Source organism: Gordonia zhaorongruii (assembly GCF_007559005.1).
Taxonomy (GTDB): Bacteria; Actinomycetota; Actinomycetes; order Mycobacteriales; family Mycobacteriaceae; genus Gordonia; species Gordonia zhaorongruii.
Genome location: NZ_CP041763.1, coordinates 2,541,082 through 2,561,456, shown reverse-complemented (window position 1 = coordinate 2,561,456; position 20,375 = coordinate 2,541,082). Strand labels below are relative to the sequence as shown.

At 66.5% G+C, this 20,375-nt stretch carries 1 protein-coding gene (running past one end of the window); it reads left to right on the top strand.

The genetic code is table 11. The annotated features are described in order from the left end of the window. Nucleotides 1–24 precede the first annotated feature (24 nt). Nucleotides 25–20,375: the 5' portion of a non-ribosomal peptide synthase/polyketide synthase gene (locus FO044_RS11830; RefSeq protein ID WP_186290543.1), read on the top strand. 3,661 nt of this gene lie beyond the right edge of the window; only the first 20,351 of its 24,012 coding nucleotides appear in the window; it begins with the start codon at nucleotides 25–27; the stop codon falls past the right edge of the window.

Genomic DNA, 20,375 nt, shown 5'->3' with positions numbered 1-20,375 from the left:
AGCCGGCCCGCGACGGTGGATCTCGTGGCGTTCGTTGCGAAGGCGGAACCGACCAGGGTGGCCTTCGAGGGATCTTCCGGGCCGGTCACGTTCTCGGCGCTCAACGTCCAAGCGTCGGCTACGGCCGGGGTGCTTGCCGCACAGGGCATCGACCCCGATGTGGCCGTCGGGGCGGCGATCACGGCCCTGGGGCCGAAACACGACTTGTCGCCGGCTCAGGCCGCGGTGGAGAACAACGCCACTGTCGAGCGGTTGCGCGCTGACGCATTCGCCGTGCTCGGATCGTCTGACGTCGGATCTCTGGCGGGAATCTTCCGCGCGGTCGCCTCGCATATGGGCGAGCGCATCGCGCTGACCGATATGGACGGTGTGCAACTCACCTACGCCGAACTCGATGAGCAGTCCGATCGGCTGGCGGCAGGGCTGATCGCGGTCGGGGCGGGCCCGGAGAAACTCGTCGGCATCGCATTGCCGCGTACGGCCGAGCTGATCGTCGCGCTGCTGGGCGTCGCGAAGACCGGTGCGGCGTATCTGCCGCTGGACAGCACTCATCCGGTTGACCGTCTGGCGTCGATCGTGGATGACGCGGAGCCGGTCATGGTCATCGCCGATGCGGAGACGGCATCTGAGTGGACTTCGCTGAACGCCGAATTCGACACGGTGGCCGCGTTGAGCGCACGTGTCACGGACGAGCTGCGCAGCCGGATTCCGGAGCGGATCGACGGTCTGCATCCCGCGTACGTCATGTACACCTCGGGATCGACGGGTCGGCCGAAGGGCGTCGCGGTCACGAATGCCGACGTGGTCGCACTTCTGTCGGCGATGAACGCGGAGTACGACTACTCGTCCGATGACGTGTGGTCGATGTTTCAGTCGTACGCGTTCGATGTGTCGGTCGGTGAGATCTGGGTGGCGTTGTCGTTCGGTGGACGGCTCGTGGTCCTCGACTTCCTCACGACCCGCTCTCCTGATGTGTTCGCGCAGGTGCTGCACAGCGAACAGGTGACCGTGGTCAACCTGACTCCGTCGGCGCTCTACCAGTTGGCCGGTGCGCTCCGTCCCCCGGCGAAGGGCACCCTGTCGCCCAGCGTCCGTTCGATGATCTTCGTCGGCGAGACACTCGATTTCGCACAGGTGCGCCGCTGGTACTCGGACCGCCGTGAGTTCGACGGTAACGACGGTCCGGAACTGAACAACATGTACGGCCCGACTGAGGCCACCGTCTACATGACACGTCGGGTTCTCACACCCGACTTCGTCGGAGCGACGGATGCCAGCGACGTGGGCCTGCCTCTGGCCGGGTCTCAGGTCTACGTACTCGACTCGCGGCTCGTGAGGGTGCCGGACGGGGTCCCCGGCGATCTCTATCTCGCGGGTGAGCAATTGGCTCGTGGTTACGCCGGTCGGTTCGGTCTGAATGCAACGCGGTTCGTCGCCGATCCGTTCGGTTCGCCTGGTCGGCGGATGTACCAGTCCGGCGATGTGGCGATCCTCCGCGATGGCAGCCTCGAGTTCCTCGGCCGTGCGGACGGCCAGGTGAAGCTGCGCGGGTATCGCATCGAGTTGGGCGAGGTCGAGGCCGGAATACTGGCTGCCGACGGGGTCAACGCCGCAGCCGCGGCGATTGCGAAGCGCGAAGGGTTCCCGGATCAGTTGGTCGGGTACGTCGTGGGAGCGGCCTCCGACGGATCGGATCTGGACGTCGGCGAGATCAGGCGCATCGCGGGGACCAAGGTTCCGGACTACATGGTTCCCGATGTGGTCATGGTGCTCGACCAGCTTCCGCTGAACGTCAACGGAAAGCTCGACCGGAAGGCGCTGCCGGAGCCGGTGGCGACAGCGACCGTCGAGTACGTCGCTCCCGAGAACGACGTGGAAGCCACTCTGGCCGCGATCTTCGCCGAAGCGCTCGGCGTCGACGAAGTCAGCACGATCGAGTCGGTGTTCGACATCGGGGGCAACTCGTTGCTCGCCGCGAAGATCGTCGGTCAGGCGTGCGAGGCGCTCGACGTCGATCTGAATCTGCGGGATCTGTTCGAGGCGCCGACCGTACGCGGTCTCGCGATGCGTGCACAGGAGTCGACGGTGCACGCTCTGCCGCCGATATCTCGGGTCGAGCATCGTCCCGACCGGGTTCCGCTGTCGTTCGCGCAGCAGCGCATGTGGTTCATCAACCGCTTCGACGTGGCGGCGGGCACCTACAACATCCCGGCTGTGCTGCAGCTGACCGGCGAACTCGACCCCGAAGCTCTACAGCGCGCACTGGTCGACGTGGTCGAGCGATACGAGGTGCTGCGGACCCGCTTCCCCGAGATCGACGGCGACCCGTACCAGCACATCGACCCGGCTGGGCAGGTCGGGGAGCGGCTCGACTGGAAGCTCGTGTCGGGCGGTGCCGATGTCGAATCGGCCGTCGCGGCGGGCTTCGATCTGGCTGCGGACTGGCCGATCCGCGCACGTTTGCTTCGTACGGAACCTGATGTGCACGTCTTCGCGCTCGTGGTTCACCACATCGCGGCCGACGGTGAATCCCTGGGTCCCTTGATCGGTGACCTGGTGGCCGCGTATCGCGCACGCGTGGCGGGGAGCGACCCGCAGTTCGACGATCTGGGGATCCAGTTCGCCGATTTCGCGATCTGGCAGCGTGGAGTTCTCGGTGAAGTCACCGATCCGGACTCCGTGGTCGGGGGACAGCTCGCTTACTGGCGTGAGCAGTTGGCGGGTGTCCCCGAGGTGCTCAATCTGCCGACGGACCGTCCGCGACCGGCGGTTGCGTCGTACCGAGGGGCGCAACGGGATTTCTTCGTCCCGGCCGATGTGGCAGCGCGGGTACGCGAAGCGGCGACAGCACATGGCGGCACGCCGTTCATGGTGGCTCACGCTGCGCTGTCCGTTCTCCTGGCACGTCTGTCGGCCACGGACGACATCGCCGTGTCGACGCCGGTCGCCGGCCGCGGACAGGCGGTCCTCGACCGCCAGGTCGGCATGTTCGTCAATACGCTGGTGCTGCGCACCACGGTTGATTCGACGGTGTCGTTCGCGGGTCTTCTCGAGTCAGTCAAATCCACAGATCTCGATGCGTTCTCGAATGTCGAGGTGCCGTTCGAGGCCGTGGTCGATGCGGTGAGTCCGGTGCGCAGCGAAGCCTTCTCGCCTCTTGCACAGGTGATGTTGTCGTTCGATCCAGCGGCATCGCTCGGTCGGGATGGAAGCATCTCGGTGGCCGGGCTGGAGATGAAGCAGCTCGAATCCCCGTCCGTGCCGGCCCAGGTGGATCTCACGATCGCGGTGTCGACAACGGAGGATGACGGCTGGTCCGGCTCGGTCACCTACTCCACCGATCTGTTCGACCAGTCGACCGTCGACGGGATGATGGCCAAGTTCGTAGCGCTGCTCGATGCGCTCACGGCCGCTCCGTATGCACCCGTCGGTGATGTGGATGTGCTGTCGGCGGATGAGCGGTCTGTGGTCGACGGGTTCGCGCGTGGTGAGTCGGCGGCGGTGCCCGCAGGGTCGTTGGCGTCCGCTGTCGCGGCGAGCGTGGAACGTCATCCCGACGATCCGGCGTTGATCTTCCAGGGGCGGAGTGTGTCGTTCGGCGAGTTCGGTTCCCGGGTGAGCGTTCTCGCCCGTGAATTGATCGCTGCGGGTGTCGGTCCGGATTCGGCTGTGGCGGTGTGCATTCCGCGATCAGTGGAGATGATGGTTGCGATCCATGCGGTGGTCGCCGCTGGCGGCCAGTTTGTACCGGTGGACCCGGATGCTCCTGTCGAGCGTGTGCAGTACATGCTGGCGACGTCGGGTGCCGGCGTGGCGCTGGTGGACGGCCGTTCGACGGTTCCGGCACCGGTGTCGGATGCGGTTGAATCAGATGCTGCGCTGCGAGTTGTCGGGGTCGATTGCTCCGGCACTGCTGCCGATGCGGCGCCGATCACCGATGCGGATCGCCTCGCGCCACTGGACTCCGACGATGCGGCCTACACGTTGTTCACATCGGGGTCGACCGGGCGTCCGAAGGGCGTGACCGTGTCGCATCGGGCCGTGCTTAACCGCTTGGCGTGGATGAACGACTGGTATCCGATCACCGGTGACGACCGGGTGCTGCAGAAGACGCCGACGACGTTCGACGTGTCGGTCTGGGAGTTGTTCTGGCCGTTGATGTCCGGAGTGCCGTTGGTGGTCGCCGAACCGGGGCGCCATGGCGATCCCGAGTACCTCGCGCAGGTGATCGCCGATGAACGGATATCGGTGATGCACTTCGTGCCGTCGATGATGGCGGCGTTCACCGATGTGCTCGGCGACCGTGTCGCGGCGTTGGAGTCGTTGCGGTACGTGTTCGCTTCGGGCGAGGCGTTGACGCCTGCGGTGGCCGATTCACTGCTGACCCGGTTGCCGGGTATCGGGCTGCACAATCTGTACGGACCGACTGAGGCCGCGGTCGATGTGACCGCGCATGCGGTGCGGGTCGGTGAGTCGGTGGTGCCGATCGGTGGGCCGGTGCCCAACACGTCGACGATCGTGCTGGATTCGCGGTTGCGGCCGGTTCCCGTGGGCGTTCCCGGCGAGTTGTACCTGGGTGGCGTTCAGGTTGCTCGCGGATATGCGGCGCGCCCTGACCTGACGGCGGAGCGGTTCGTCGCGGACCCGTCCGAGGTCGGTGAGCGGCTCTACCGAACCGGCGATCTTGTGCGGTGGACTGCATCCGGTGAGCTGGAGTATCTGGGGCGCACCGACTTCCAGGTGAAGTTGCGTGGTCAGCGGTTGGAACTCGGCGAGGTCGAGGCGGCGATCGGTGCGGTGCCCGGCGTTGTGCATTCGGCTGCCTCAGTGGTCGAGGCGGCAGGCGGACAGCAGTTGGTCGGCTACTTCTCGCCTGCCGATGCCGGTGTGGACGCGGTGCGCGATGCGGTTGGCGCAGCGTTGCCGGGGTACATGCACCCGTCGGTGTGGATGCCGGTCGATTCGATGCCGTTGACATCGTCGGGCAAGGTTGACCGGAAGGCGCTGTCTGCGCCGGTGATCGAGGCTGCCGAGTACGTGGCTCCGGACGGCGAATCCGAGGAGAAGGTGGCCGCAGTGTTCGCGGAACTCCTCGGTGCCGAGCGGGTGTCGGCAACGGAGTCGTTCTTCGATGCCGGTGGCAACTCGTTGTCGGCGATGCGCCTGGTGGCGCGAGTGTCCGACGCGCTCGGGGTCGAGGTGTCGATCCGGGACGTGTTCGATGCACCGTCGGTACGTGACCTGGCTGCGGTTGTCGCCGGTCGGGGATCGGCACTGCCGCCGGTCATGCCTGCCGAACCACGTCCCGCGCGCATTCCGTTGTCGTTCGCGCAGCAGCGCATGTGGTTCATCAACCAGATGGAACCCGCGCTCGCCACGTACAACATCCCGGCGGTGTTCGCGCTGTCCGGTGACATCGACGTCGACGCGTTGCGAGGGGCGACCGCCGATGTGGTGGCGCGCCACGAAGTTCTGCGCACCACCTTCCCCGCCGCCGACGGGTACCCGTACCAGGCTGTCGCCTCGGCCGACACGATCGACGACCGACTCGACTGGCGGATCGTCGCGTCCGCGGACGAACTGGACGCGGACCTGCGTCGTGGATTCGACGTGACGCAGCAGTGGCCGCTGCGCGCACGACTGCTGCAGACCGGGCCGAACGAGGCGACCTTCGCGATCGTCGCGCATCACATCGCATTCGACGGGCAGTCGTTCGGTCCGCTCGCGGCGGATCTGCTGCTCGCCTACGCGACTCGTGCCGAAGGAACGGTGCCCGCCGCACGGCCGCTCGAGGTTCAGTTCGCGGATTACGCCATCTGGCAGCGGGAAGTGCTGGGTGCACCGGAGGACGCGGAGTCGGTGCTCGGCCGGCAGCTCGCTTTCTGGACCGGACGACTCGCCGGTATGCCCGACGTTCTCGAACTCCCTACGGACCGTCCGCGGCCGATGGTGGCGACGCATGATGGCGCACTCGTCGACTTCCCTGTGCCCGCCGAACTCGGTCGAAAGATCGACGAGATCGCCGCGCAGCACGGCCTCACCCGATTCATGGTTCTGCACGCGGTCTTCGCCACCCTGCTTGCCCGTCTGACCGGCTCTGCCGATATCGCCGTCGGCACGCCGGTCGGCGGTCGTGGGCACCAGGCGCTCGACGCCATGGTGGGCATGTTCGTCAATACCCTCGTGCTCCGCACCGAGGTCGACACGGCGACACCCTTCGCCGACCTGCTGGCGAGTGTGCGAGAGGGCGATCTCAACGCGTTCGCGCATGCCGACGTACCGTTCGAGTCGGTCGTCGACGCGATCAACCCGGTTCGTTCGGAGGCGTTCTCGCCACTCGCGCAGGTGATCCTGTCAGTCGACCCCATCGCTGCGACCTCCACCACGGCCGCAGTCGCGGGTATGACCGTGAACCCTGTCGACATCACCGAGGCTCCGGCCCAGGTGGATCTGAACCTGACCATCTCGACCGCTTCCGACGACCAGGACTGGTCGGCGATCTTCACCTACGCCACCGACCTGTTCGATCGTTCGACCATCGAGCAGCTTTCAACTCGCTTCGTGCACTTGCTCGCCGAACTCCTCGGGGACGTGCAACGACCGGTCGGCGACGCCGCGATCATGGCACCGAACGAAGCCACCCGCTTGCTCGCAGAGGCGGCCGGCCCGTCCGCAGGCGAAGCCGGCAAGACGATCGCCGACCTCGTCGCTGCACGAGTCGCGGATTCGGCTGGGCACCCCGCCTTGGTCACCGAGGACCGAACAATCAGCTACACAGAGTTCGGCCAGCGCGTCGCACTCCTTGCACGTGAACTGATCGCGGCAGGCGTCGGGCCTGATACGGCGGTCGGCGTCGCCATGCGTCGTACTCCCGGCACCGTCGTCGCGATCCATGCGATCATGGCGGCCGGGGGACAGTACGTACCGATCGACCCGGACACGCCGGTCGACCGCTCGGAGTACATGATCACGACCGCGGGCGTGGGCCCGGTGGTGGTTGAGGCCGGACGTCCGGTCCCGACCGCAATCGCGGACCTTGGCGCAGAGTCGCCGCTCATCGAGGTCGACATCGACGGAGAGGTTCCGGCCGGTACTGCACCGCTCGAAGCGGGGGAGCGGCTCTCGCCGCTGCGCCTGGACGATGCGGCATACACCTTGTTCACGTCCGGGTCCACGGGGCGGCCGAAGGGCGTCACGATCTCGCACCGCGCGGTCGCGAACTTCGTCGCCTGGTTCGACGCTCTGGTTCCTGACGGCGAGCAGCGACTGCTCTTCAAGACGATCCACACCTTCGACGCCTCGGTTCTCGAACTCTTCTGGCCGCTCACCGCCGGCCAGACGATGGTCGTCGCCGCGCCTGACGGACACCGCGATCCGCAGTACCTCGCGCACGTGATGGCCGCGACCGACGTGACCGTCGCGCAGTTCGTCCCGTCGATGCTCTCGGTGTTCCTCGAAGTGGTGGACGAGGCCGAGTTACTGCCCGGCCTGCAGGTGTTGTTCAGCGGTGGCGAGGCGCTGCCGCCTGCTGTTCACCGGCGCTTCGCCGAACGCGTCCCGACCGCTCGAGTCGTCAACCTGTTCGGCCCTACCGAGGCTGCCGTCTACACGATGTCGTCGGTGCTCGACGAGGTCGCCGACGTGGTCCCGATCGGCATGCCGATGCAGAACACGACCTCGCTGGTCTTGGATGCACGTCTGCACCCGGTGCCCGACGGTGTCGCGGGCGAGCTGTATCTGGGTGGCGTTCAGTCGGCGCGCGGATACGCTTCACGCCCCGACCTGACGGCTGAACGCTTCGTCGCAGACCCGTTCGGGGGCGCCGGCGCGCGGATGTACCGGACCGGCGACCTGGTTCGTCGCAACGCGGCAGGGGAGCTCGAGTACCTCGGCCGCACCGACTTCCAGGTGAAGCTGCGCGGTCAGCGTATGGAACTCGGCGAGGTCGAGACCGCTATCGCGGCCGCACCGGGCGTGACCCATGCGGCAGCCCGCGTCGTCGCCGGTCCCGCCGGTGACCGGCTCGTCGGCTACATCGCGCCCGCGACCGCCGATGCCGACCAGGTGAGCGAGGAGATCGCGTCCGAGCTGGCCGAGTACATGCGGCCTACCGTGTGGGTGCTGCTCGACGAGATGCCGCTCAATGCGGCAGGCAAGGTGGATCGTCGGTCTCTCCCGGATCCGGAATTCGAGGCCGCCGAGTACGTGGCACCCGAATCGGATGACGAGACGGCAGTCGCCGAGGTCTTCGCAGGACTGGTCGGCGCCGACCAGGTGAGCGTCACCGAATCTTTCTTCGATCTCGGCGGCAACTCCCTGGCAGCCATGCGTCTGGCCGCCCGCGCCTCCGACGCGCTCGGTGTGCAGGTGACGGTCCGCGACATCTTCGATGCCCCGAGCGTGCGGGAACTCGTTGCAGCCGTGGAGGGCCGCACCGCAGCGCTTGCCCCGGTGACGGCCGTTGAACCACGTCCGGACCGGATTCCGTTGTCGTTCGCACAGCAGCGCATCTGGTTCATCAACAAGCTCGACCCGGAAGCGGGAACGTACAACATCCCAGCGGTGCTGAAGCTGACCGGCGAGCTCGACGTCGATGCGTTACGGCAGGCGCTCGTCGACGTGGTCCAGCGTCACGAGGTGCTTCGAACGACCTTCCCGTCGGTCGACGGAGACCCGTACCAGCAGATCGATTCGGCCGCCGCGGCCGACGATCGACTCGACTGGGCAGTCGTCTCGTCCGAGGACGTGCTCCATGCTGCCGTGACGCAGGGCTTCGACGTGGCGTCGCAATGGCCGATCCGAGCTCGCCTGTGGCAGCGCAGTACCCGCGAGTTCATGATCGCCATCGTCGTGCACCACATCGCCGCCGACGGTGAGTCGATGGGACCGCTGGTCGGCGACCTCGTCGCTGCGTACCAGGCGCGGTCGACGGGCACGCGTCCGGAGTTCGCGCCGATCGAGGTGCAGTTCGCCGACTTCGCGATCTGGCAGCACCGGGTTCTGGGTGCCGGATCGGACCCTCAGTCGGAGACCGGTCGTCAGCTCGCATACTGGCAGGACCGCCTTGCGGGCCTCCCGGATGTGCTCGAGCTTCCCACAGACCGCACCCGGCCCCGCAGCGCTAGCGGTCGTGCCGCCGAGACGCACTTCCAGCTGCCGCGCACCGTCGGCGAATCGATCGTGACTCTCGCATCGGCACATGGTGCAACCCCGTTCATGGTGGTTCATGCGGCCTTCTCCGCGCTGTTGTCGCGAATGGCGTCGAGCGAGGACATCGCGGTCGCGACTCCGGTCGGGGGCCGCGGCTCCGCAGTGCTCGATCAGCTGGTCGGAATGTTCGTGAACACGCTCGTCCTTCGTTCGCGGGTGGAACCGGACATGACGTTCAGCGAATTGCTCCAACAGGCGCGCGCCACGGATCTTGAAGCGTTCGAGCACTCGAACGCTCCCTTCGAGTCAGTGGTAGACGCAGTCGGCCCTACGCGCAGTGAGGCGTTCGCGCCGCTCGCCCAGACCTTGTTCTCGTTCGATCCAGGCCGTTCCGTGCAGGGAGTCAGCATCCCCGTCGGCGATCTGGAAGTCGAAGCCGTCGAACCTCCGGCTCAGCGAACCGAGATGGACCTCGAACTCATCGTCACGTCGCATGACGGGGCTCCATGGGACGCCACACTCATCTACGCGACAGACTTGTTCGACGGCAGCACGGCTCAGTCGTTCGCCGAGCGATTCGTCGCGCTCATCGAGTCGCTGGCGGCCGAGCCCGACCGATCGATCGGTGACTGGACGTTGCTGACCAGCCCAGAGCGCGCAACGATCGCCGAACTGGAGCAGGGGCCGAAGCTCGCGGTCCCCGCGGAGACCGTCGCCGACTACCTCACGACTGCTGGCGGGAACGACCCCGCGGCGGTGGCCATATCGTTCCAGGGGCGCGATGTGACCTTCGAAGAGTGGTCGCGGCGCGTGAATGCTACTGCACGGCAACTGATCCGAGCTGGCGTCGGACCCGAGATCGCCGTCGGCGTGTGCGTCGACCGGTCCATCGAGATGCTGATCGCGATGCACGCCGTCGTCGTCTCCGGCGGCCAGTACGTGCCCATCGACATCGATGCGCCCGCCGACCGAATCGGCTACATGGCGGAGATCGCAGGCTTCGAGATCGTCCTCACGGCACCGGGACTGGTGCCCGACGCTGTTTCGGCGATTCCCGCCCTGCGCCCGATGACCGTCGATTCGACGGTCGGGACCGATGGCAGTGACGGCCGCCCGGTCACCGATGCGGATCGAATCGCGCCTCTCCGCCAAGAGTCGGCTGTCTACACGATGTTCACGTCCGGCTCCACCGGCCGACCCAAGGGTGTGACGGTCAGTCACCGGGCGTTCCGCGCACATCTGCACCGCACTGCCCAGTTGTTCGCGGAACTGTCGATCGAGAGCGCGCTCCTCAAGTCCCCGTACACATTCGACGCCTCCGTGTGGGAGTTCTTCTGGTCGTTCGGCGCAGGTCGACGTCTCGTTGTCGCTCGCCCTGGCGGGCATCGCGATATTGACTACCTCGTGGAAGTGATCGAGGCCGAGCGCATTCACGCGTTCGAGGCGGTCCCTGCCGTCCTCTCGGCGATTCTCGAGCACGACGTCGAAGGGCGCAGCCGTGCGCTGAGTTCGGTGCGGCTCCTGCAGACAGGTGGCGATGCGCTGAACGGCGTGCTGGCCGACGCTGTCACGACGCACCTTCCCGGCGCTGCGTTTCTCAACCAGTACGGGCCCACTGAGGCCACCAACTACGTGGTCGAGTACGCGGTGGTGGACGGTTCGCACCCGCCGATCGGCAAACCGATTGCGAATACCACGGCGCGAGTCCTCGATTCGCGACTTCTCGAAGTCCCCGTCGGCGTTGTCGGCGAACTGTACATCGGCGGCGTTCAGGTCGCCCGCGGATACGCCGGTCGGTCCGAACTGACCGCGGAGCGTTTCATCGCCGATCCCTTCGGTGAGCCCGGAAGCCGTCTGTACCGAAGTGGTGACCTGGTTCGTTGGAATGCAGCCGGGGAGTTGGAGTACCTCGGGCGTTCGGACTTCCAGGTGAAGCTGCGAGGCCAGCGTCTGGAACTCGGCGAGGTGGAAGCAGCCTTGGCTGCGGCGCCCGGTGTGGTCGCCGCTGCTGCCGCAGTGGCCGAGATCGCCGGCGGTCAGCAATTGGTCGCCTACTACTCGCCCGATGATCTCGATGCCGAGGTCGTCAAGGCGTCCGTGACGACGGCCCTGCCCGAGTACATGCGACCGTCGGTGTGGATGCCGGTCGGCGTGATGCCGTTGATGTCGTCGGGCAAGGTGGATCGCAAGGCGTTGCCGGCGCCCGTCCTCCAACTGGCCGACTACGTGGCACCGGAATCAGACGACGAGGCCGTCGTCGCTGCCGTATTCGCCGATCTACTCGGGCTCGACCAGGTTTCGGTGACGGAATCGTTCTTCGATGCCGGCGGCAACTCGCTGTCGGCGATGCGCCTCGTCTCACGAGTGTCGGAGGCGCTCGGGGTCGACGTGTCGATCAGGGATGTGTTCGATTCACCGACGGTTCGCGAACTGGCCGTCACGGTCGCGGGGCGCACGAGTGCTCTGCCGCCCGTCAGCCGCATGCCGCGTCCGGAACAGGTCCCGCTGTCACTTGCACAGCAGCGTGTCTGGTTCATCAACCAGTTCGATCCGGGTACCAGTGCCTACAACATTCCGACGTTGTTGAAGATCACTGGTCCGCTGCGGGTAGACGCTCTTCGTAACGCGCTGGTCGACGTGGTGATCCGGCACGAGCCGCTCCGAACCACCTTCCCTGCGGTCGATGGAGTGCCGTACCAGGACATCAGCGGGACCGACGGGGTCTCGGCGGGTCTGGACTGGGCGATCGTCGAATCGCAAGCCGACGTCGAGGCCGCGGTGGTCGAAGGTTTCGATCTGTTGGAACAGTGGCCGCTTCGCGTGCGGTTGTGGCGTGCTGCCGATGACGAGTATCTACTCGCCGTCGTCGCTCACCACATCGCCGCGGACGGTGAATCGATGGTGCCGTTGGTGCGTGACCTGGTCACTGCATACGCTGCACGATCCGAAGGTGCGGCGCCTGAGTTCGCGCCACTCGAGGTGGACTTCGCCGACTACGCGATCTGGCAACGCTCCGAGCTCGGCAGCCCGTCCGATGAGACGTCGGTGCTCGGTAGTCAGCTGGCCTACTGGAAGGGCCGACTCGAGGGGATCCCCGACGTCCTCGAGGTGCCGGCCGACCGGCCTCGCCCCGCTGTGGCATCCAATCGTGGTGCGCAGGTGGAGATCTCGCTGCCTGCAGGCACCGCCCAGTGGGTCGCACACTTCGCGAGTGCTGCGAATGCCACGCCGTTCATGGTCATCCACGCAGCGTTGTCGGCTGTGCTCGCGCGGGAAGCCGCGACAGACGACGTCGTCGTGTCGACTCCTATCGCGGGTCGCGGTCAGCAGGTTCTCGATCCGCTCGTCGGCATGTTCGTGAACACGCTGGTTCTGCGGACGACGATCGACCCGGCCGAGTCGTTCAGCGATCTCGTGCAGTCGGTCCGGCGCCACGATCTGGACGCCTTCGGGAACGCGGACGTACCGTTCGAGTCCCTCGTGGAGGCGCTCAACCCGGTGCGCAGCGAGGCCTTCGCGCCACTCGCTCAGGCGATGCTGTCCGTAGTCGAAGACGATTCGGCGGTGGTGAACATCGCAGGCGCGACGATCGAACCGGTGCAGATCGACAATCTGCCCGCGAAGGTCGACCTGAGCTTCCTCCTGGGAATCAAGGACTCCTCGGAAGGGTGGAACGGCACGGTCCTCTATGCGACGGACCTCTTCGACGGGTCGACCGTGACCCGTCTGTGGGACCGCGTCGTCGGACTGCTCGATGCGGTGCGATTCGAACCTGATCGAGCTCTCGGAGACGTCGATCTGTTGACGGTCGAGGAGTCTTCGGCGATTACCGGGTGGGGCCGCGGCGACGTGGTTCCGATGACCGGCGACGTCGCACTCACCGGACTCGCCGACGCAGCGCGTGCCGCGCGTGGCGCCGAGGCGACAGCGCTCGTGTACCGCGGTGAGTCGATGTCGTACGGCTCCTTCGCCGGTTCCGTGAACACTCTTGCGAGGCGACTGATCGCAGCTGGGGTGGGACCGGACACGGCGGTGGGCGTGTGCATGGAACGCTCGTTCGAGGTGATGGTCGCCGTTCACGCGGTGATCGCCGCGGGCGGACAGTTCGTGCCGATCGACACCGACGCCCCAGCAGACCGGACCGAATACGTGTTGCAGACGGCCCGTGTGTCACTCGTTCTGGTCGCACGCGAGGATTCGCCGGAAGCCCTGGCGAGCATCGACATCGAGAAGGTCAGCGTCGACTCGAAGGACGCATCGAACGGCGCCCCGCTGAGTGACGCAGAACGCACCTCGATGCCGTTGCCCGATCACGCCGCTTACACCCTGTTCACATCGGGCTCGACAGGACGCCCCAAGGGCGTCACCGTCACGCGGCGCGCGCTGTTCAACGTGCTGTCATCGCTTGCTGACGCGCACGGCCCCGCGGACAACGTCTTGCTGCTCAAGACTCCCTACACATTCGATGCGTCGGTCTGGGAGTACTTCGGGTCGGTGTTCACCGGTTCGCCGCTGGTAATTGCGGAACCAGACGGTCATCGTGACCCCGGGTATCTGCTGAGCCTGATTCGCGACGAAGGCGTGACGGCACTGAAGTCTGTGCCGGCCATGCTCGCCGCGATGGTCGAGTTCCAGGAAGCGAGAGCTTTCCCGCCGTGCACGACGGTTCGAACCGTGCACAGTGGTGGTGAGGCGCTCGGTATCAACCTCGTCGAGCAACTTGAGAGCTGCTTCCCGAATGCGTCGGTCGTCAACATGTACGGCCCCACCGAAGCGACCGTCGACATCACGCAGACACGGGTGGACGGCGACCGGGTCATCACCATCGGTCGTCCGATGTGGAACTGCGAGGTACGCATCCTGGACGGGCGGCTCCGCCCCGTGCGCGCCGGTGTCACCGGTGAGCTGTACCTCTGCGGTCCGCAATTGGCGCGCGGGTACGCATCGCAGTCGGCACAGACCGCAGGCGCTTTCGTGAGCGACCCGATGGGGGAGCCCGGCGCTCGCATGTACCGCACGGGCGACCTCGCCCGGTGGACCGGGGCCGGGGAGATCGATTACCTCGGGCGCGTCGATTCGCAGGTGAAGATCCGTGGTCAGCGGCTCGAACTCGGCGAAGTCGAGGGCGTCGTCGCCGAGCACCCGGACGTCGTGCACGCCGCCGTCACCGTCGTGACAGCTCCCGGTGGAGGCGATGCGCTGGCCGCATACGTGTCGCCGGCACCGTCGGCCACGACGACTGTCGACGCTCTACGGCAGTGGGCCTCCGAGCGACTCCCGGAGTACATGCAGCCGTCCGCGTGGACCGTGGTTCCCGAGATGCCGTTGACCGTATCCGGCAAGATCGACCGCCGCTCGCTGCCCGAACCGGAGTTCGGGGGCGTCGAGTACGTGGCACCGGTCGGCGCAGCCGAAGAAGCGGTTGCAGCGGTATTCGCAGAGCTGCTGGGTGCGGACCAGGTCAGTGTCACGGAGTCGTTCTTCGACGTGGGCGGCAACTCGCTCTTGGCCGCCCGCTTGTCCGCCCGTGTGGGCGCCGCACTCGATGTGGACGTCTCGATCAGAGATGTGTTCGACGCACCGACTGTGCGCGCGCTCGCCGCGGCGACCGCGGATGCGGCGCCTGCGTTGCCGCCGGTTGTTCGAACCGAACCTCGACCGCAGCCGATTCCGGTATCGCGCGCACAGCGTCGGATGTGGTTCATGAATCAGTTCGACACCGCGTCGGGCGCCTACAACCTTCCGGTGGCGTTGAAGCTGACCGGTGATGTCGATGTCGCGATACTCGCTGAGGCCGTCGGCGATCTCGTCGAGCGTCACGAGGTGCTGCGCACGATCTATCCGTCCGTCGACGGGGTACCTGTACAAGAAGTGCTTCCGGCGACGGCTGCACGCGCCATGCTCGACTGGACTGAGGCAGCGACCCTCGATGAGTTGGTTGCGTCCACGACCGCGGGCTTCGACGTGTCCCGACAGATTCCGATTCGCGGCCGCATCCAACGGGCCGACGACGGGTTGTCGATCGCGATCACCGTGCACCACATCGCGATGGACGGTGAATCCATCCCCGTCCTCGCGCGGGACCTGCTGGCGGCCTACGCGTCGCGCGCAGACGAGACGGTGTCCGCGCCGCCCGAGCTCGAGGTGCAGTACGCCGACTACGCCGTGTGGCAGCAGTCCGTTCTCGGCGATGCCGCCGACAGCGGAAGTGTGTTGGGCAGGCAACTCGCATACTGGCGGAAGGCACTCGCCGGCCTCCCCACGGTGACTGATCTGCCGATGGACCGACCACGCCCAGCCGCGCTGAGCGAGGCCGGTGGCATCGTCACCGTCGAACTCGACGATGCGATCGCCGACGGAGTCGATGCGCTTGCCCACGAACGTGGCATGTCGGCGTTCATGGTGACCGAAGCGGCGTTCGCCGCGACGATGGCACGTCTCGCGGCCACTTCCGACGTGGTCGTCGGAACGCCGGTCGCAGGCCGCAGCAGCGCAGCCCTCGACGACCTCATCGGCATGTTCGTCAACACGCTTCTACTGCGTACCCAGGTCGACCCCAGCAAGACGGTGGATGCTTTGTTCGCCGAGGTCCGTACCGGGATCTTGGATGCGTTCGCCAACGACCAAGTGCAGTTCGACGACCTCGTCGACGAGTTGGCGCCCGAAAGGTCGTCGTCGTACCAGCCGTTGGCGCAGGTCTCGTTCACCTACACGGACGCCGCAGACCACCCGGATGCGATAGCGCTGGCAGGTGTCGAAGCGGAACCGATGAAGTCTGCGAACGTCGAGGCGAAGTTCGACCTGACGGCGGTGGTCCGTGCCCGGACCGCCGTCTCCCGGATGGCCGCCGACTTCATCTACGCCGCAGATCTGTTCGACGAGTCGTCGGCGAGGCGGTTCGCTGCGGTCTTCGAGCGTGTCCTGACCGCGATGATCGAGGATCAGGATGTGGCGGTCGGTGACATCGACATCGTGGGCACGGCAGCGCCGTCGGCGCCCGGAGCCGCGCCGGCGCGAGCGCTGCGGGACAGCGGGGCGGCAATCGGCCGCGGTGGCGAGGTCGAGGCAGGAACCCTGATCGATCTGCTGTCCGAACGGGACCTCGACCTCGAGCATCCCGCCCTCATCTGCGACGGGACCGAACTCGACTACGAGGAGTTCGAGGAACGTACCAACGGCATCGCGCGGGCACTGCTCGCCCGGGGAGTGACCCCGGAGGACGTCGTGGCCGTCGGCCTGGAGCGCTCGATCGATTCGGTCCTCGCCGTGTGGGGCGTCATCAAGTCGGGCGCCGCATACGTGCCCGTCGATCCGGCGTACCCCGAAGACCGCATCGCCTTCATGGTGGCCGACTCGGGGGCAGCGATCGGCATCACCGACGAAGGTACTCGCGACCGCCTCGGCCACTCGGCGTGCGACTGGGTCTACCTCCCGGATCTCGAGGCCGAAGCCGAATCGGGCGACGATATCGACCCCGCCGAACGCAACGGCTCAGTGCGCCTGGACAACCTCGCGTACCTGATCTACACGTCCGGCTCCACCGGCCGACCGAAAGCCGTCGGGGTCTCGCACACCGGCATCGTCGACTTCGTCGAATCGCTCGCGAAGATCACCGCGGGCCCGCCGGAAGACGAGCCCGACACCCGGATCCTGCACGTCGCATCACCGAGCTTCGACGCGTCGATGTTCGAGATGGCCTGGGCCATTCCCGCCGGCCACACTCTGGTGATCGCGCCGCACACCGAATTCGCAGGCGATGCGCTCGCCACAGTGCTCGAGCGCGACGAAGTGACCGACATGATCATCACCCCGTCTGTGCTGGCGACCGTCGATCCCGAGCGTGCGCAGTATGTGCGCAACCTCGCGACCGGCGGTGAAGCCTGCCCGCCGGAACTCGTCGAGCGCTGGTCGGAGCGCGGCCGCCGCATCTTCAACTGCTACGGCCCCACCGAGGCCACCGTGTGGGCGACGCGCTCGCGCATGCAGGCCCGCAAGCCCGTCACGATCGGCAAACCGAACGACGGCTTCACGGCGCATGTCCTCGACGCGCGCCTGCATCAGGTTCCCCAGGGCGTGGTCGGCGAGTTGTATCTGGCGACTGACGGCTTGGCTCGCGGCTACCTCGGTCGGCCGGATCTGACGGCGACCAGCTTCATCGCCGATCCGTACGGCGATCCGGGGACCCGCATGTACGCCACCGGCGACCTCGTTCGGCGGACCAAGAACGGCAATCTCGAGTTCGCCGGTCGTGTGGACTTCCAGGTCAAGATCAACGGCCAGCGTGTGGAACTCGGCGAGATCGAGGCCGTACTCGACGATCAGCCGGGAGTTGCGCAGTCTGTCGTGATCGGCGTGGACTCCGACCGCGGCGGACGCAAGCACACCGAGATCGTCGCCTACCTCGTGGCCAAGCCTGGCGAGACGATCGATACTGACGCCGTCCTCGACGACGCAGCGGAACGACTCGCCGCACACATGGTGCCGAGCCAGGCCATTGCGATCGACCAGGTCCCGCTGACCCCGGCGGGCAAGCTCGACCGCAAGGCTCTGCCGGAACCGCACGCTAAAGAAGCTGCCGAATACGTCGCGCCGGCGGACCCGGGGGAGGAGACTCTCGCTCGCATCATCGCGGGCTTCCTGGGCGAGGATCAGATCAGCGTCACCGAAAGCTTCTTCGCACTCGGCGGCGACTCGATCATGTCGATCCAGCTGTCGTCTGCAGCGAAGGCCGCCGGCATGCATCTGTCGCCTCGCGACATCTTCGAATTGAAGACGATTCGCGCCATGGCTGCTGCCGCAGCGTCGTCGGACGGGCCCGCTGAGCTACTCGCAGAACTACCCGGCGGCGGGTCGGGTGAGATGCCGCTGCCACCGGTGACTTCGTGGATGATCGAGCACTCCGAGCAGCCATCGGATTTCGCTGACTTCTCGCAGCCGGTCGTCTTCAATCTGCCTGGAGAGGCAACTGTCGCCGATGTGCAGACCGTCGTCGACGCGGTGGCCGCGGTCCATCCGATGCTGACCGCGACGCTCACCGGAGGCGGCGACCACTGGACCCTCACCGCGGGTGCCGGTTCGGTTCCGGCAGTTCGGGAGATCGCGGCGGCCGACGACGTCGACGCAGGTCTGCTCACCGCGCATCGTGGTCTGCTGTCGGCTCTCGACCCGGTGACGGGCGCCCTGATGGGTGTCGCAGTAGTCACCGGCGCGCAGTGGCGCCGCATGGTTATCGCGATCCATCACCTCGGTGTGGATGCGGTGTCGTGGCCGATCATCGTCGAAGACCTCGTCACCGCGTGGGCGCAGCACACCTCGGGACGTCCGATCGAGCTGCGATCGGAAGGCACCTCCGCTCGTCGCGTCGCACACCTCCTCGCCGATCAAGTCGACGCTCGAGAAGGAGAAGTCGACTACTGGCTGGGGCAGTCGCCGATCAGGCGGACGTCCTTCGGTGACGCCGCTGATCGCCAGCGGCACCGCTGGCACAGTCAGGCGTTGTACCAGCATGTTGTCGGCGCCGATGTCGCGGATGCGGTTCTCTCCGCAGTGCCCAACGCGTTCGGCGGAAACGTCGACGACGTGTTGCTCGGCGCATTGGCTCGTGCAGTGCGGTCATGGCAAGACGACCAGGGGATCGAGGACGACGCGCCGGTCACAGTTCAGATCGAGGGACACGGTCGCGATGAGCGGATCGCAGGTGATGAAGGCCTGATCGATCTGTCCCGCACGGTCGGCTGGTTCACCAGCATCGCGCCAGTCGCCGTCGACCCCTCCACGGACATCGTCCACGCGATCAAGTCGGCGAAGGACGCGCGTGTGGCGCGCCCGGCTGGCGGTGTCGGATTCGGAATTCTCCGATACGGCACGGACGGTGAACTCGCACAGCGACCGCTCCCGAGCATCGCGTACAACTATTTCGGTAGCGGAACTGCTCCGATCGACAACACGGCGTCGGATGAGTTCCTTCCGGTCTCGGGCGGACCGCACCTCCCGAGCACAGTGTCGGGTGCGATGTTCTCGCCGAACGTGTTCGGCATAAACGTGAGTGCCGCAGGCGCCGATGCGAAGCGGCTCGAGGCCCAGTTCTCGTACGCCACTGACGTTCTCGACGAGGCCGCAGTCGCCGATATCGCCGGCCGCTGGCAGCACGAGTTGCAGGAGATAGCCGACCTCGTTCTCGGCGGCACCGACGTGGGGCTCAGCCCGTCGGACGTTCCGGGCACCGATCTCGCGCAAGCCGACCTCGACCGGGTCGCTGCGCGTTACCCGGGCGCCGACGTCTGGCCGATGACTCCGTTGCAGCAGGGCCTGTATTTCCAGGCCGACCTCGCGGGCGACGGAGCAGACGAGCGATCGGGCATCGACGTCTATGTCACGCAGTCGGTGCTCTCGCTGACCGGCGACGTCGACGCCGATCGGTTGCGAACCGCATTCGGCATGCTCCTCGACCGGCATCGCGTGCTGCGGTCCGGCTTCGTCCGGGTCGGCAGCGGTGTCGCGGTCACGGTGGTTCCTACTGAAGTAGATGTGCCGTGGAGCGTCGTAGATCTGCGCTCGGGTCCAGCTGAAGACCGCGAACGCCAGGTCCGCGCAGTGGTCGACAACGAACGAGCGAAGCCCTTCGACATGGCGCAGCCTCCGCTCATTCGTACGGCTCTGGTCCATCATCACGATGGCGCCGAGCTGGTCATCACGAATCACCACCTGTTGGTGGACGGATGGTCGAGCCCGCTCGTTCTCGCTGACCTTCTCGCCCTGTATGCCACCGGAGCGACGTACACGGGCTCGGTCGCAGGTGCGTCGACGGGCGACTTCGCCGACCATGCACGCGCCGTCGCCGCGACTGACACCGCGGCCGGATTGAGTGCATGGCGTGAGGTGTTGGCGCCGGTCACCGAGCCGACGCTCGTCGCGCCGGGGCACGAACCGTCGGCCGATGCGCCGCCGCGAGACTTCGAGTTCGATGTGAACGGCGAGATCGCGAACCGACTCGACGCGATCGGTCGTGAGAACTCGGTCACCATGGCCACCGTCGTCCAGTTCGCTTGGGCGGTACTGCTTTCCCGGATGACCGGTAATCAAGCGGTGTCGTTCGCCGAGACGGTGTCGGGCCGATCGCCCGACATCGACGGCATCGAGTCGATGATCGGCATGTTCATCAACACGATCCCGGCGGTGGTCGACGTCGACCCGAACGCGTCGGTCATCGACGTACTGACCTCGAT